Below are 15,481 nucleotides of genomic sequence, written 5' to 3'. Positions count from 1 at the left end.
GCAAAGTAGAGAGTATCCTTTGTGAAAAAGGCGTCTAACCTTTAAATCAAAACAAAAAAAGCAACTATCATGTTGCATACTAACAACCCAATCATCAAACACAAAGCAGGGATAATCAACTGCATCCGGCCAGTAATACACACCTAGCAGTTAAACCCCATAACTAATAGTTAGTAATAGTAGGGACACCCATAACTAATAGTTAGGGCAACCATCACCTAACAATTAATAGTTAGGGCAACCATCACCTAACAATTAAGACACCCATAATTTCTAGTTAACGTTCGCAAATAGGCAATCGAAGTGCTTGGCCTATTCTTAACGTTATACATTTCTAGGTTGCTTGAGTTTTGATGTGTAAAAAGTGAAAAAACCACTGTTTTTACTGAATGGTAGGTATGCTCAATCCGCGCTGTACGGGGATGGGATGTGCGTTGACAGAATTTTTGATTAAGCCAATAAGGCTCTCGCGTTGCTAATGCCCTGTATTTGCCGGTGATGGGTATGCTCAGCAAATTGTCGCATCATGTGCTCTGAGCCAACGGCATAGCAAAAGTGTTGTTCGAACTCTGTGGTAAGGGTGAGCCATTGTGCGTCTGATAGCCCCAATCTTTGTAATATTGCTGGTTGGGTGGTGGCGATATGGCCTTGTTTATCTTCGCGAATGACACGGCCTGTTATATCCACTAGTTCGCAGTAATCTTTTAATGAGAATGAAATGCCTTTGGGCATGTTTTGCCTAGGGTTACCCACAAATGGCAACAGCGTGTGGGGTGGGTGTTGGTTAGTTTTCAACGCGTGAATGCGTTTTTGAATGCTGGTGTGATGGGAGTTTTCAGGGGTTGTCGCTATTTTTGTGCGAATGGGATTTAAATCCACATAGGCCATGCAGGCTAGTAGAGCTCTGTTATCTAACAGAGCTTGTGATTTAAACCGCCCTTCCCAGAACCTGCCAGTGCACTCGTCCTCTTTGTTGGCTTCTCGGGCGATGTGCTCGTTGAGATTGCGCATGAGCCAACTGATGTCGTGCAAACGCTGGCGATAAACCGCAATGGTGTCTTCAAGAGTATGCATTTCACTTTTTGTTAGCTCATCATCTCGCATAAACCTCTGGGTCAACAACGTCCCCTTATAGAGCGTATGCCACAGCGCTAATACCTGTTTATTCGACCAATTTAGCGCTTTGTCTACATCCACATGCAACACCACATGTACGTGATTGCTCATCACCGCATAAGCACAAATATCAATGGCAAACACCGAAGACAAAAACAACAAGCGCTCCTCTACCCAAGCCCGCCTGTGCTCATAATTTTGCCCTGAATAATGGTCAATGCCACACAAGAATGAACGGCGCACACAACGGGAAACACAATGATAAAATGGGGTGTCTGATAAACTGATTAAACTGGCTCTTTTCTGAGTCATAACGCCTCCGAAAATGAATAAACACAAGCACAACCGCTTAACGATAGTCTAGTATAAATCTACGATTTATCAAATTGTGATGGGTGTCCTTGTTTTCTCTTACTTCTCCTATGGGTGTCCTTACTTCTCTACTGAAGAAACTGTTATGGGTATCTTGAGTGAAGTTGATTGAATAAGTTAAAGCTAGCGATCAACCACTTTTACGCTGTGCCAAGCCAGATAAACAAAAACGCCGCCATTTTAGTGAATGACGGCGTTTGTATATGTTTAACTCGACGCAGCTTTTTAATCCGAGTTTATTGCTCAACAGCCGCGACATACACTTTTTTGGGACTTCACCTAACGGGTAAGGTTAAGCCTTTAAACATTTTTTCAACTTCTTCATTGTTTTTCAGCATCATAGCCTTTTCAACCACAGACTTGGTTAAATGCGGCGCAAAGCGTTCTATAAATTCGTACATATAGCTGCGTAAAAATGATCCTTTGCGAAATCCAATTTTGGTCGTACTGTACTCAAATAGGTGACTGGCATCTATTTTTACTAAATCAGCATCTAACTTATCGTCAATAGCCATAGATGCAATAACACCTACGCCCACACCTAGTCGTACATAGGTTTTAATCACGTCGGCGTCAGTGGCAGTAAATACAATTTTAGGTTCTAAGCCTGCATTGCTAAAGGCTTGATCTAGAGAAGAGCGCCCGGTAAAGCCGAACACGTAAGTCACCAATGAATAGTTAGCAATATCTTCTATGGTAATAGTGCTTTTCTTGGCTAATGGGTGTTCGCGATTAACAATAATACTGCGATTCCAGTGATAACAAGGCAACATCACTAAATCGTTATATAAATGCAAGGATTCGGTTGCAATGGCGAAATCTGCTTCTCCTTTTGCAGCCAAATCACTAATTTGTGATGGCGTTCCCTGATGCATGTGTAACGAAACTTTTGAATATTTATGCATAAAGCCTTTAATGACTTCAGGCAATGCATAGCGTGCCTGAGTATGAGTAGTGGCAATATTTAACTTACCTTGATCAGGCAGAGTATGCTCTCTAGAAACAGCTTTAATACTCTCTACTTTGGCCAATATCTCTCGTGAAATATTAATTACATCTTGTCCAGCTTCGGTTACGTGGGTAAGGTGCTTACCACTTCTACCGAAAATTTGTACGCCCAACTCATCTTCTAACATCCTCACTTGTTTACTAATACCCGGTTGAGAGGTATACAAGCTTTCAGCCGTAGCTGAGACATTTAAGTTATTGTTGAGTACTTCAACAATGTATCTGAGTTGTTGTAATTTCATGGCGAAGCCTTGTTTTTATTTTGTGTAATTTGCATATAATAAAACGTTATATAACTTTGAGAAAGCAAATTCCAATTTTTTTTATCAAAATGTTCTAATTAATTCCGCCAAATGCAATTTTAGAGCAAAAATACAGCACTAAAGACCTAGCTTAAGTTTGTTAATATCATTAGTTATTTCAATAATATAAGATATATTGCTAGGTACTTAATTGAAACGACGAGAATACAAGTAATGGCTGATCAAAATTCAATAGACTTTTCAACGGTCTTAGCCTCTGCAGTTCATGACATGAAGAATTCACTATGTTTATTGCTTCAGTCAATTGAAAATTTGAGTCAATCTGTGGCATCCCATGACAATATTACTCGAGAGCACCTTGCCTCAGCTCATTATGAAGCAGCCAGATTAAATACGGGTCTAGTGCAACTGTTGTCTTTGTATCGCGCAGGTTTGAATAATCTACCAATAAATATTGATGAAAACTTCCTAGACGAAATGGTAGAAGAACTAGTCGCGACCAATGAAAGTTACATCAATCATAAAAATATGAGTTTAGAAGTTGAGCATTCGGCCGATTTAGTATGGTACCTAGACGCAGATTTAGTTTGTATATTATTGAACGACGTACTAATTAACGCCATGCGTTACAGTAAGAAAAAGATCAAACTGAGTGTTTATACCGAAGACCAATACTTAGTATTTAAAGTGGAAGACGATGGGCCTGGCTATCCGCAATCAATGTTAAATACCAATAATATTACCATGCAAGAATACGATATAAGTCAGGGCCGAACTGGTTTAGGTTTGTTTTTTGCGAAGCTCATCGCCCACGCTCACAGTACCGACGAATTAACAGGCAGCATCACCTTAGAAAACGGTGGCGCATTAGGCGGAAGTATTTTTATATTAAAATTACCATAGTGAAAATTATATTGTTATGAACCGTCAATTACATAAGATAAATAGTCACGCATGCTGGGATTGAATAGATGTTTACAGTAATTATTGTATTAATAATCGTTTTGGTGCTGGTTGGCATCATTGTTAATGCGATACAGCAGCATAACAATAAAATTGAATCTGAACGTCGTGCTCAATTGGCAAAGCAGAGAAACATTATAGAAGGTACAGAGGCAACGATATTAGCGTCTGAGTCCATCCCTACCTCGCAAAGATTAATGTTCATTTTACAGCGGCGCATCTTGCATGCATTAAAGATCCTGCAGCAAATGAAAGAGGGTAGCAATGACATTGCTAGACAAATCAAAACCTTAGAAGACAGCATTAAGGCCCTCAATATTAATACACCGCCTCCCAGCGAAGACAATTTTCAATTACCTCAAGGTGACAAACAAGTTATTCAATTTATTCGTGGCGTGAAAACCCTGAGAACTATCTTGAGAGCCGAATTTAAAAAAGGGCGAATAGAAAGCCGTGTATTTTTAGCAGAAGATAAGTTACTAGAAAGCTTACAATTAAGAGCGAATGTAGATACGTTAGTGCGACGAGTCGATGTCGCTATACGCAACAACCAAATGGGTTCTGCTAGACAATGTTTAGAAAAAGCCATTGGCGCTTTATCCTCTCAGCCATCGCCAACCGCCTATATGACCAACAAGCAAGCACAACTAGAAGATCAACTAAATAACTTGGAAAACTCTCTGAAAAACGTCAATAAAAAAGATGTTGCCGAACGAGAAGCCTCTGAAAAAGACGAACTGGATGAGTTATTTTCTGAAAAGAAAAAGTGGTAACTCCTCTTTCTAGACTCTGCTAAACGGCCTTTTCTGACATCAAAAAGAATCCCGAAAAAAGCCTAACGAGAAAGACTCAACCTTCGTCTAAGCCGTGCAATTTCAAGGATATTGGGTATAATCGCACTAATTCATCCATTCGAGAGTTTTATCTTTGCAATTCACCGACCTGTCCCTACATCATAATTTATTAAAATCACTTGAAGTTAAGGGGTTAACATCGCCTACCGAGATTCAAAGTAAAGCCATTCCCTATGGATTAATGGGCAAAGATTTAATTGCATCGTCTAAAACGGGATCAGGAAAAACCCTAGCCTTTCTTTTACCAGCTGTACATCGAGTGTTAACCAAACAACCCCTTAGCCGACGGGATCCTAGAGTGCTGATCTTGGCCCCACTCGAGAATTAGCTAAACAAGTATTTTTACAACTTAAAGCGCTAATTGCTAAACAACCGTTGAAAGCCGCTTTAATATTAGGTGGCGAGAATTTTAACGACCAAGTCAAAGCGCTAAAACATCACCCTCAATTTGTAGTAGGTACGGCCGGCCGAGTAGTAGATCACTTAACGGGTAAATCATTATTTCTAAATGGTTTAGAACTATTAATACTGGATGAAGCAGACAGAATGCTCGATTTAGGCTTTGCCGCGGAACTTCGTCAAATTAACCAAGCGGCAGATCACAGAAAACGCCAGTCGATGATGTTTTCAGCTACCCTTGATAGCGCCGCAATGCATCAACTCACCCAGTCGCTGCTTAAAAGTCCACAACGGATCAGTGTGGGCTCATCCAGCGAAGAGCACAAAGACATACAACAGCAGTTTTATTTGGCTGATAATGTCACCCACAAAGAAGCGATGCTAAGTCATGTGATCCAGCAACAAGACTATCGACAAATTATAGTGTTTACCGCTACGCGCTCAGACACAGAAAGGTTAGCCACTTTACTCAAAGAACAAGATATGCACGCCATTGCCTTAAGCGGTGATTTAACCCAAGGGCAAAGAAACAATATCATGAGCGAATTTGGCCGCGGCCAACAGCATATATTGGTCACAACCGACATAGCTTCACGTGGATTAGATTTACTCAACGTGGCCTTAGTTGTAAATTTTGACTTACCTAAGTTAGCCGATGAATATGTACACCGTGTTGGCCGAACAGGCCGCGCTGGGAACAAAGGTGAAGCTGTATCTTTTGTTGGGCCGAAAGACTGGTATAGCTTTTTAGCGATAAAAAGTTTTTTACAACAAACCATTGAGTTTAACGCAATCGAAGGGCTTGAAGCTAAATTTAAAGGACTCAAACCAACTAAAACCAAAGGCAGCAATAACAAAACGGCCTCCGACAAAAAGGCCAAGCAAAAAGCCAAGCCTCAACAGGCGCCAAGTAGAGTGAATACCATGCAAGGCAAAGAAGTAGGAGACGTACCTTTAAAACGTAAACCTCGAGCCGTTAATAAACCAATTGATGATGAATCTGAATAACCCTGTAGGTCGTCCTATAGGGCGACACTACAACATCAAGCCAAATCTTTCTTCATAAGGTTTCGGTATCACTTTATAAAACTTAGTCATCCCTACATAACGCTTAGTCATCCCTGCATAAGGCTTCCTCAACCCTGCATAACGCTTAGTCATCCCTGCATGCTTTTAGCAGGGATCCACATGGCCGAATAAGTACAAGTAAAAATGGTAACAACACAACCAGAAAACCGATCTCCGGCTCAACACACCACCGGAATGACGAGCAATAATGCATAACTCTGCATAAGGCTCCGTCATCCCTGCATGCTTTTAGCAGGGATCCACATGGCCGAATAAGTACAAGTAAAAATGGTAACAACATAACCAGAAAACCGATCTCCGGCTCAACACACCACCGGAATGACGAGCTATAATGAAAACTCTGCAAGTCATTAAGGCGACACTACAACATCAAGCCAGTTCTTTCTTCATTAGGTTTCGGTATCACTTTATAAAACTTAGTCAACCCTACATTGCGCTTTGTCATCACTGCATAACGCTTAGTCATCCCTGCATAAGGCATCGTCATCCCTGCATGCTTTTAGCAGGGATCCACATGGCCGAATAAGTACAAGTAAAAATGGTAACAACATAACCAGAAAACCGATTCCGGCTCAACACACCACCGGAATGACGAGCAATAATGCATAACTCTGCAAGTCATTAAGGCGACACTACAACATCAAGCCAGTTCTTTCTTCATTAGGTTTCGGTATCACTTCATAAAACTTAATCAACCCTCCATAAAACTTAGTCAACCCTACATTGCGCTTCGTCATCCCTGCATAAGGCTCCGTCATCCCTGCATGCTTTTAGCAGGGATCCACATGGCCGAATAAGTACAAGTAAAAATGGTAACAACATAACCAGAAAACCGATTCCGGCTCAACACACTACCGGAATGACGAAGGTGCATTTGCTTTAGCTCAAAAATCCTAGCTCGACACTTATCACTCCTAGCTCGTCACCTATCACTCCTAGCTCGTCACCTATCACTCCTAGCTCGCATTTTGTCACGCCTAGCTCGGGACTGTTTACTACTTCCCCACCCTTTCAGAAATTACCTCTACTGCCAAAATTCAAAGTAATCTGCGCTATTTTTGGCGGGTTTTGGCATGACTTCAGTACATGTTGTGCCTAAATACAAAAAGCCGACTATTTCATCTTTTTCTGACAAATTAAGCGCATGCTTAACTTGCTCGTCCTGGGCATACCAACCGGTTCGCCATACACCACCAAACCCCTGAGCAAGGGCCGCCATTTGCATATTGTTTACAGCACATGAAGTAGAAGCCACTTGTTCTACCCATGGGACTTTTTCGTGATCTTGATATTTAGAAATAGCCACAATCACCATAGGTGCCCTCACCGGTAATTGCGGTGCCCGCTCAATGTCTTTCTCCGGTTTGCCCGCCTTAATTGCAGCTTGTTGGTATATTTCACCTAAACGAGTAAGGCCGTTGCCTTGGCATACAATAAATTTCCAAGGCGTTAACGCAGCATGATCTGGGGCTCTTAGGGCTGCTTGCATGATATTTTCTAACGCCTGCCCTTCTGGCGCGGGGTTTTGTAATCGAGGTTGAGAACTTCTGTTTAATAATAAATCTAAGGCCTGCATTAACTTTACTCTATATATCTTTTGACTGGCGTCATGATATTCACTTGACTGCGTGATTGAAACCCATAAGTAAAAATGTTTCCTCGTCACTCAGCCAGTTCATTCAGTAGTAGCAACACCAATCGGTCAACCTACATTCAGTAAAAACTTAATGGAATCAGCACAACAGCTCCCAATTAGCCACATAGCACTTGTTGATAAGCGCATTCTGATTCACGCAGATCCATTTAATTAGATCCTTGGCACTTTTTTTGCTTTTATCAAAACAAGACTTAAACGAGTACACGAGTTATATATGCGTCATTTATTAGTGTTTATACCATGCATAGTGTTTTTAACCAGTTGCGCTATGGCTGAGCATAGTCAAACAGCCCAAGCTAGCAACTTGCAGGGTCAATTGCCCGACAGCCAAAATCAAAACAGCTTACATAAACAAGTTGAAAAACTAGTTAGACAATTATTGAACACGTCACAAATACTAGACGAACAAGGTAACGTCGCTGTCGGCACGATTTTACCGACCTTAGGTGACAGCGGCGAAGCATTGCCTCAACAACAAGCTTTGGGCATTCAAATCCAAGAAAGTCTTATGACCTTTGTCACCCAGGCGGGTCTAAAAGTGGTTGAATATAAAGCCACTCCTACGATTAAAATCACCCCTGTTGCAGACCAAATGTTGAGCCGAGATATAAAACATCTAAACCAACACATTTCCGCAGACTACTTTTTAACCGGCACCTATACCCCACAAGAAAACAGCACTATGGTAAATATTCGCCTTATACAAGTGTCAGACAATATTGTTTTAGCAGCCGCCACAGATTACATCCCCAACGACACCATGTGGAGTACGGCAAAAGTCGCTGTTAAAAACAACCAAATTTATCGTAACGGATACTAGGAGAAAATTATGAAATTTACCCCATCATCGGTACTCGTTAACTTATCTGCGTACAGCTGTACATTGCTACTAAGTAGCTGTGCTCTTTTTGAACCAGGACAAAACACCACTGCCCAAGATACCATGCAACATCAAGAGACAGCGCAAATTAGTACAGTCGATCAAAACGCAGACCCGTTACAATCTAGCATGGCGTTCCAAAAACAATTTCAAAATAGCGAAACTAGAAATTCCCATGCCTTAGCTTCACCAAAGGAAATGGAGTTACTAACGCAGCAACAACACTTACAAGCAAAACTCGACCAGCAAAATAGCGCACAATACGACATTAACTATTATGCTCGTGGCATGATGCAAGATTTAATGGCTAACTTAGAGTACGTTAACGCTACTACACCCGTAGCCGTTACCAGCTTTGTCATGCTGGACAGCAACTATAACGAATATAACATTTTAGGTAACCAATTAGCCGAGAGCCTGATCCATGAAGTGCATAAGTTTGGTATTCCGGTAATTGACTATAAAACTACCGGATATATTCGTGTTACTGAACAAGGTGACTTTGCATTTAGCAAAGACTATCAAGACTTCAGTGGCGATATGCCAGCTCGGTACATCGTCAGTGGTACTATGCTCAGAAATGCCGATGGGTACTTGGTTAATGCTCGGATTATTGGCATAAAATCACAAGCCGTCGTAGCCTCGGCACAAAGTTTAATACCTTATCATATAGCCGATCCCATTATACAAATGGCATCGCAGTCAACTGCGACTACTGAAGAAAACGCAGGACTAAATTTGAGAATGAATAACACAGGTTTATCCAAAGCCGAATTGGTAAAGGTGTCATCAGCTAACAGAATAACCCTAGTCCAAGAATAAACATATTAAGATGAAGCCCCTAGCCCATTATCAACCATTAATTGGAAATAACGCCATGTTGCAAACGACAAAGTTGAAACTAACAAAATTAATTACTGTTGGCCTTATATGCACAACTTGCAGTGCTTGTTCAATTTTGGGGTTATCAAACCAATCAAATGAAAGACTTTGTGCCGACGACGCTGGAAATTTTGATACCTGCAAAGACATGGTGGTACAGCAAATGCCAGACACCAACGCCCCCCAAAAATAGTCCTATGGCCAATTTACATTTTAACATTCTGCACGAATATACCGAACAAATGGCCACAGAATTACGCAATGACGTTAGCAGCATGCGCATAGAACAACCCATTATTGTCGCCTCTTTTGTACACTTAGACAGTTCATTACAAAACACCGACACTTTAGGTGTTCAATTAGCCGAATCTTTCATAAACGACCTACAACAAATCGGCCTACCAGTAGCCGACCACAAAGTAATGGGTGTGCTTGATGTAAACGACAAAGGCGATTTTGTATTCTCCCGCAACATGGAGCAATTTTACAACCCAATAGAAATTGGCTACGTACTAACCGGCACCATGCAAAAAAACAACCGAGGAATAGTGGTAAACGCGCGCATCATAAACTTTACCACCACCCAAGTCGTCGCATCTTCGACTAAATTTTTGCCGAACATAATCGTCAGTAATTTAATGTAAAAACTATGGTGGACCTTAGCTTAAACAGCTTAAAGGTATATAGGAATAGAACTAACCAACCTCCTAAAGGGTTAAAACAGAATGGACACTTTAGATATGACGTATATAAAATTGGAGAGGGATATCCCTTTTTACGACAATAGAAGTGTTGGGTAGCATTGTGAAAAACTCACTCGGTTTCAACTCTTTATCTGACACTAGAAGCTTGAGTTCACTATAAAGCCTCTCATTTACATCAACTTTACTGACATAGCAAATATCTCAATCCCGTAAGAAACGCTATAGAAGTAACCAAATATAGACAAACTGAAATTTAGAAACAGACTATTTTCCATTGCCGATTTAATATAAATAATGTAGAAAAACAATAAATTACATTTATCAACAATCGCTGTGCAATAGCCAACAAAGGGGAAGTGAATTTTTTTAAAAAAAATTAAACCTTAATTATGTACTGCCGATAAGTATTTAAGAGAGATAATACCCTACACATAGAGTGGTGTAGGGGCAGCAAGTGTTCATTGTATTACAATTAGTGACTTGCGGTGGCTTCCTCTAATTTACTAAAGATAAACTCAAAATAGTCGTTAAGGTTAATACTAAGCTTTAGCGTTATAATAATTGTTAGTTGATAGCGTCATAAAGCCTTACCAATTAACTCAACTTTGTAACTTTGTTAAATAGGAGTGTTGCTATGCAACCAACACAAAGATTTAAAAAAACGCTACTAGCGAGTACCTTAATAATAGGTGCAGGTATTACCTCTACTGCTAGTGCGGAAACTTTCACTATCACTGCTTCGGGTATTCCAGACGTAGTCGCAGCACCTGTTACTGGATTTGAAACTGTCGAATTTGGCGCCACAATTAAAGGCAGTCAAATTGGTGGTTCTTGTAAAATATATGGCGCAACCACCTTTAGCGACTCAGATATGGCCCATGACTTAGACCAAGATGGCGCTGATGATACTTTAGACCCAGGTGCGGGGGAAATTTTTGGTTCGGTATACCCAGGTACTACAGGCGCATGCAATAAAGACACGGCTGGCCAAGCCAGTGGCGCTGCAGCCATTATCGAAATAGATGGTGTACCTAACTCAACCGTTAGTATTAGTATACCCACGGTTTCCGGAACAGGATGGACATATAGCCCTTCTGATGAAAGTTGCTACGTTAACTATGGTGGTGATTCTTCCGTTGACCCTTGCACGTCTTTAGCATCTGGTTCTGCTACCGGAGTTGCAATGGCCGCAGCCTATGGTACTGAAACTGATGGCACGAATGCTGATGATTATGACACAATTATCGAAGGCAAAGTTCGCATGATTTTAGCAGGCGAACTCACCATTGAAGCACCGGGTATTGCACAGGGTACACCTGTTGCGGATAATATCGTTGTTACTGTTGTTTACGAATAAAGGGGAAAATTATGACTAATTCAAAAAACCTAAAAAAATTAATGCCCTTGCTAGCAGTACCATTAGCAGGCACCGCATTAGCTACAGATGTGACTATTCCGTTATCATTTGAAACATTACCAGTCATCACAGTAACCGAAGAAACACCAATGGACTTCGGTCAGGTACTAAGTTTAGCTCAGGCAGCGACTTGTACTATGTCTGCCACAGCAGGAGCGGCGGTTACACAATCTGACGAAGGTAACCCCACAACAACCCCAGCTGGCGGTACATTGTCAGGTGATTGTTCAGGAGAAGGACAACTACTGGTATCTATACTATTCAATCAGTGGCCAGTGCCAGTATTCAAGTTTCATTAACTGCTGGCGCAGCAACTGAAATAGGCTTTGTCCCCTCAGGTGTAGTAATAGACTATAATGGTGGCGCTGCAAGAGATACTATAACTACTGCATCAGCAGCTACTGTAGAAGCATCAGCAGCACTAAATGCATTTACTGCTGCTGGAACCAATAGAGTCATTATGGGTGGTACAATTACTAACCAAACAACATTAGCATCTGCAATGCCTTATACAACCACCTTTGACATTGACGTTATTTATCAATAAAACCTAATAAAAAGTGGCTTACTTATTGCTTCTCAATATCGTATATATACGGTATTGAGGTGCAAAAAGTAATATGCAAAAACGTTTAGTCACTGGTCTTTTTTTAGTACTTCTAAGTAATATGGTGAACGCCGCGTCGTTTGGCACTTACCGGATTTATTTGGATAGTGATAATTCGCAAGATAAATTTATAGTTAAAAATAATAGCGTCTTTACAGAGCAGTGTGAGGTGTCTTTTAGCTATGTGCTGTACAAAGAAAATGGTGAGGTTGTTAAATTAACCGAATCCGAACAAAAAAACTTTCTAAAGCGGCGGAAGATAGATTTCGCTACTCCCCACGCCAATTTACTATCCAACCTAAATCTTTTCAGTACGTTACTTTCAAGTATCGACGTCAAATAAATGACAGCATTGCAGAACATCGTACCTATGTAAACTTTCAATGTGTACCGGTAAAAAATAAATCACAACAAGTTGGGGTAAGTTTATCGCCACTTATAGCGCACTCCATCCCGCTAGTATTGCGCACTGCGCCACTAAACAAAATGACCTTACAGCTTTCATTTTCAAATATTCGTAAGCAAAACAAGTCTGTTACCTTTAGATTAAACCATTCAGGTAATCGCTCATTTGTAGGTGATATTCTGTTAATGACAGAAGATGGGCAAGAGCTTAAAACCTTACAGCGTAACTTCGCATTTTACCCAGAAATGAAGTACAAAGACCTGAAATTTAACTTGGGGGGCCATCAAGATAAAAAAGTGAAAATTGTATTTCTAGAAACCTCCCTTTATGGGGGCAATGCAACTTTTCAACTAAATCTACAGGAAGGTAAATAATGACGTATTTTAAACTACTAGGTTTACTTTTAGCCTTAATTTTTGAAATGACGTTTTTCACATCTACTGCTGAGGCTATATCCATTAGTACTAAACGCCTATATCTTTCGCCCGAGAAAGATTTAGCAACGATATATGTAGTTAGCGAAGAGCCTGCGTTGCAGCGATGTCAAATTAAAATTAGAGATGCCGAAATAGGTGATAACAGTGTTATTCAGTTTTTACCAGAAGGGAAAGTGTCCACAAATAGTCCAAAAAACTTGATACGTTTCGCACCAAGAAGATTTGAAGTATCCTCAGGGCAATTTCAAAATGTGAAGCTGTCTTATAGACGTCGGCCCGGAGTAACTAATGGCGAGTATATAGGTTTAGTAGCCATAAGGTGCGAAACCATAACCGATGATAATGAACTTAACACGACAAAAAGAGTGACACTGAAACCGACTATTGTGCTCAATGTCCCCGTCATTGTTCACACTGGTGATATTGCAGCAAGCGCGAGTTTTAAAACTCTGGAATTGTCCAAGAACCAGATTGACGTCACCATTGAAACAACAGGCAATCGTGCGATAACCGGTGATCTAGAAATAATTGAAAAAAGTACAGGTCAGGTTTTAGCCTCTAAACCAGAAATGTCTATCTATTGGGAGAGTCCCAGTAAAAAGGTAACCTTAACCATAGATAAGTCCTTCAATTTACCTTTAACCGTGCGTTTTAAAGAAGATCCTAAATTTGGTGGCAATTTACTAATTGAACAACAAATAACGGCGTTTTAAAAACTGGATAGCTATTATGCATCTTCGAATAAGTTTAGTATTTTTGTTTTTGAGCTGCTCTTGTGACGTTTGGGGGCAGACTTTAACTCAATTAGAAGGGATCGATCTCAACCAAGCCGATTTCTATATTTTTGATGTTACTGATCAAAAGAAAAGTGCATTTCCTTCTGTCGATGCCTACGAATATCAAGAAAACTTGTATATTGCCTTAACCCCATTATTTGAAGGATTAAGGGTTAAGTACTCTTTAATTGGTAATACGCTAAGTGTAGAATTTGATGGGAAGTCTAAGCAACTTACATTAACTCAGCAAGCTAGTGATAAAGGGCAATGGTTCTTTGATGGTAGTTTTTATTTTATTCATTCTGAAATATTTGAACAAATATTTGCTACAGAAATTAGCATCAATACTAACTCGCTAAAACTTGATCTATCTGGTCACTTGGTAGACTTTCCTTATAAATTACTAAATAAGAGACAAAAACAACGACAAATAAATAACTTTTTAGTACAAGACAAATATGAAAATAATAGCTCCAGTTTAAATGTCATTACTGTACCAGACCAATATAGATTAGCTACTGTACCAACCGGCTATTTAAACCTTGAGTATCAAAAAAATGATATTAAACAAAACTTTAGTGGAGTTTTACAAACAGTATCGGATCTTGCTTACCACTCTGCCAATATCACAGTATCTCACGATTCGGATCAGACTAACTCTAGAGTTGAGTTCACTCGCTATCCTCAGTTTCCTGGCGACAAAATTTTAGGTATATGGGATCAATATAGCTTTGGTGATATCTGGTTGAATAGATCTAACCTTCTGTCAGGCAGCTCCCGTGGCCTAGGACTTAAATTTTCAGCAAACAACATCAATAATCAACATGAAAATATGACAACAAACTTTGTCATAACAGCTAAGCCGGGCTGGGAAGCAGATATTTACCATAATAGTATTTTTCTAGAAAGTCGTGTAGTACCTAATGATGGATTGATGGAGTTCAAAAATATGGAGCTTCAATATGGTGCTAATGAATTTAAAATAGTGCTATATGGCCCATACGGTGAGCAAGAGACCGTTTATGAACGCGTTAGTGTCCGTAAAAACTCACTGGCCCAAGGTGACAGCGCTTTCGGACTTTCCTTTGTAGAACAAGACAGCTCTTTATTAGATATCGATTTATCTGAATTTAATATAGATGATATATCCGCAAACTTTAATCTTGGATTACTCGACAATTGGCAGGTAGGTGCGACCGTCAATATCCAAGATATCAATGATAATAATAGTGCAAAATCTTTTTTACTAAAAAACCAAATAACATTACCTGGTTGGTTTTTCGAGAATCAATTGTCACTAAGTGAAAAAAATTCACACAAAACACAACTTTAGCGACCTCTTTTATCACAAATGATAATTTCACTTTACAATACCAAACTAGTGTTGAAGAGCTTAATGGTTTGCAAGATATCAAGAGTTCAAATTTATACGCTGATTATAATATTAGAACTGGCTCAGTAGTGAATAGTCTTAGTTATGAAGAAACTTCTATTGACCTTAACCATGAAAAAATAGCAAAACACAGAATCAGCACTATCTTAAGATTTTTTAACATATCTAACTCACTTATATACAGAACTAATAATAGCGTGGACGACAGTTTGACTGGCAGTATAAATATCAGTGCTCGAGTAAATGAGCACTTTCGAT

At 39.9% G+C, this 15,481-nt stretch carries 15 protein-coding genes and 1 pseudogene; 12 read left to right on the top strand and 4 right to left on the bottom strand.

Annotated features, from left to right (window positions below; genetic code table 11):
- Nucleotides 1-450: 450 nt before the first annotated feature.
- Both RS130_RS12705 and cysB read right to left on the bottom strand, forming a co-directional pair.
- Entirely contained in the window at nucleotides 451-1,428 is a 978-nt protein-coding gene (locus tag RS130_RS12705; protein WP_316026248.1) for a transposase, read from the bottom strand.
- Nucleotides 1,429-1,763: 335 nt separating this feature from the next.
- Nucleotides 1,764-2,738, bottom strand: coding sequence for an HTH-type transcriptional regulator CysB (cysB, locus tag RS130_RS12700; protein ID WP_316026247.1), 975 nt, complete (start codon nucleotides 2,736-2,738; stop codon nucleotides 1,764-1,766).
- Nucleotides 2,739-2,972: 234 nt separating this feature from the next.
- On the opposite strand from cysB, the gene RS130_RS12695 reads away from it, so the two are divergent.
- The 3 genes and pseudogenes from RS130_RS12695 (at nucleotide 2,973) to RS130_RS12685 (ending at nucleotide 5,983) form a co-directional block, all read left to right on the top strand.
- The gene (locus RS130_RS12695; protein ID WP_316026246.1) at nucleotides 2,973-3,662 is read left to right on the top strand and encodes a sensor histidine kinase; all 690 of its coding nucleotides are present in this window, start codon (nucleotides 2,973-2,975) and stop codon (nucleotides 3,660-3,662) included.
- A 68-nt stretch (nucleotides 3,663-3,730) separates the two neighbouring features.
- Complete coding sequence (locus tag RS130_RS12690) at nucleotides 3,731-4,495, top strand: hypothetical protein (RefSeq protein ID WP_316026245.1); 765 nt, start codon at nucleotides 3,731-3,733, stop codon at nucleotides 4,493-4,495.
- Nucleotides 4,496-4,649: 154 nt separating this feature from the next.
- Nucleotides 4,650-5,983 (top strand): annotated as a pseudogene (locus RS130_RS12685) (DEAD/DEAH box helicase).
- Nucleotides 5,984-7,088: 1,105 nt separating this feature from the next.
- On the opposite strand, the gene RS130_RS12680 reads toward RS130_RS12685, so the two are convergent.
- A complete protein-coding gene (locus RS130_RS12680) occupies nucleotides 7,089-7,640 on the bottom strand; it encodes an NAD(P)H nitroreductase (RefSeq protein WP_316026244.1) in 552 nt (183 codons plus the stop codon).
- A gap of 295 nt (nucleotides 7,641-7,935) precedes the next feature.
- Here RS130_RS12680 and RS130_RS12675 point away from each other — a divergent pair, with 295 nt between their 5' ends.
- Both RS130_RS12675 and RS130_RS12670 read left to right on the top strand, forming a co-directional pair.
- Nucleotides 7,936-8,541: a FlgO family outer membrane protein gene (locus tag RS130_RS12675; RefSeq protein ID WP_316026243.1), complete on the top strand. Its 606-nt coding sequence runs from the start codon at nucleotides 7,936-7,938 to the stop codon at nucleotides 8,539-8,541.
- A gap of 9 nt (nucleotides 8,542-8,550) precedes the next feature.
- Nucleotides 8,551-9,423, top strand: coding sequence for a FlgO family outer membrane protein (locus RS130_RS12670; protein WP_316026242.1), 873 nt, complete (start codon nucleotides 8,551-8,553; stop codon nucleotides 9,421-9,423).
- 30 nt (nucleotides 9,424-9,453) lie between these two features.
- Here the strand turns inward: RS130_RS12670 and RS130_RS12665 are convergent, their stop codons facing one another.
- Nucleotides 9,454-9,657, bottom strand: coding sequence for a hypothetical protein (locus tag RS130_RS12665; RefSeq protein ID WP_316026241.1), 204 nt, complete (start codon nucleotides 9,655-9,657; stop codon nucleotides 9,454-9,456).
- A gap of 23 nt (nucleotides 9,658-9,680) precedes the next feature.
- Here RS130_RS12665 and RS130_RS12660 point away from each other — a divergent pair, with 23 nt between their 5' ends.
- The 7 genes from RS130_RS12660 to RS130_RS12630 all read left to right on the top strand — a co-directional run bounded on the left by RS130_RS12660 (nucleotide 9,681) and on the right by RS130_RS12630 (nucleotide 15,163).
- Nucleotides 9,681-10,127, top strand: coding sequence for a FlgO family outer membrane protein (locus RS130_RS12660; protein ID WP_316026240.1), 447 nt, complete (start codon nucleotides 9,681-9,683; stop codon nucleotides 10,125-10,127).
- Nucleotides 10,128-10,821: 694 nt separating this feature from the next.
- Entirely contained in the window at nucleotides 10,822-11,544 is a 723-nt protein-coding gene (locus RS130_RS12655) for a hypothetical protein (protein ID WP_316026239.1), read from the top strand.
- An 11-nt stretch (nucleotides 11,545-11,555) separates the two neighbouring features.
- Nucleotides 11,556-11,903, top strand: a complete 348-nt coding sequence (locus RS130_RS12650; protein ID WP_316026238.1) for a hypothetical protein — start codon at nucleotides 11,556-11,558, stop codon at nucleotides 11,901-11,903.
- Entirely contained in the window at nucleotides 11,873-12,151 is a 279-nt protein-coding gene (locus RS130_RS12645) for a hypothetical protein (protein ID WP_316026237.1), read from the top strand. Before RS130_RS12650 ends, RS130_RS12645 begins: the two co-directional genes overlap by 31 nt.
- 546 nt (nucleotides 12,152-12,697) lie before the next feature.
- The gene (locus RS130_RS12640) at nucleotides 12,698-12,991 is read left to right on the top strand and encodes a hypothetical protein (RefSeq protein WP_316026236.1); all 294 of its coding nucleotides are present in this window, start codon (nucleotides 12,698-12,700) and stop codon (nucleotides 12,989-12,991) included.
- Nucleotides 12,991-13,767 carry a hypothetical protein gene (locus tag RS130_RS12635; protein WP_316026235.1) on the top strand — a complete coding sequence of 259 codons (777 nt, stop codon included), beginning with the start codon at nucleotides 12,991-12,993 and terminating at the stop codon, nucleotides 13,765-13,767. Before RS130_RS12640 ends, RS130_RS12635 begins: the two co-directional genes overlap by 1 nt.
- A 16-nt stretch (nucleotides 13,768-13,783) precedes the next feature.
- Nucleotides 13,784-15,163 carry a hypothetical protein gene (locus RS130_RS12630; protein ID WP_316026234.1) on the top strand — a complete coding sequence of 460 codons (1,380 nt, stop codon included), beginning with the start codon at nucleotides 13,784-13,786 and terminating at the stop codon, nucleotides 15,161-15,163.
- Nucleotides 15,164-15,481 lie beyond the last annotated feature (318 nt).

Origin of the sequence: Paraglaciecola aquimarina (assembly GCF_032464635.1) — a bacterium.
Lineage (GTDB): Bacteria > Pseudomonadota > Gammaproteobacteria > Enterobacterales > Alteromonadaceae > Paraglaciecola > Paraglaciecola aquimarina.
This window is presented reverse-complemented; position numbering and strand designations above follow the sequence as displayed.